This is a genomic window from Haloferax sp. Atlit-6N (genome assembly GCF_003383195.1).
Classification (GTDB): domain Archaea; phylum Halobacteriota; class Halobacteria; order Halobacteriales; family Haloferacaceae; genus Haloferax; species Haloferax gibbonsii.
In genome coordinates this window covers 1-457 of the sequence record NZ_QEQJ01000328.1, presented here as the reverse complement: position 1 = coordinate 457, position 457 = coordinate 1, and the positions used below count along the sequence as shown (strand labels likewise).

The following is a 457-nucleotide window of genomic DNA, read 5'->3' as shown; positions in this document are numbered from 1 at the left end:
GTTCGCGACCTCGACTTCGACGACGACCGGTTCGCGCACGTCCTGTTCTCTTACTGCGGGATCGACATGATCCAGCCGGAAGCCGGCCGGTTCGAGGCGCTCGACGAGATCGAGCGGGTGCTCGAGCCGGACGGGACGTTCGCGTTCAGCACGCACAACTGCCTGTACAACCTCCCGGCCCTCCTGCTCGACCGCGGCCACATCCGGAACCTGTACGTCGAGAACGGCAACTGGCGGCGGCTCCGCTCGCGGTACAAGGTTGACGGGCGCGAGTGGGGACTGCCGCTGTACGTCTCCAGTCCGTGGCGCACGAAGCGCCAGCTCGACCGGAGGGGATTCTCGTTCGTCGAGTACGTCGGCGAGCGCCGGCGGCCGTTCCGCTACTTCGAGCGGCGCCCGTACTACGTCGCGCGCAACGACGCCGAGGGCGCCGAGTAGTCGGACGGCGGAACGCGTT

General features: G+C 68.1%; 1 protein-coding gene. It reads left to right on the top strand.

The genetic code is table 11. The annotated features are described in order from the left end of the window. A partial coding sequence (locus DEQ92_RS23655) for a hypothetical protein (protein ID WP_199522985.1) occupies window positions 1-438 on the top strand: 438 nt, incomplete at its 5' end. Window positions 439-457 lie beyond the last annotated feature (19 nt).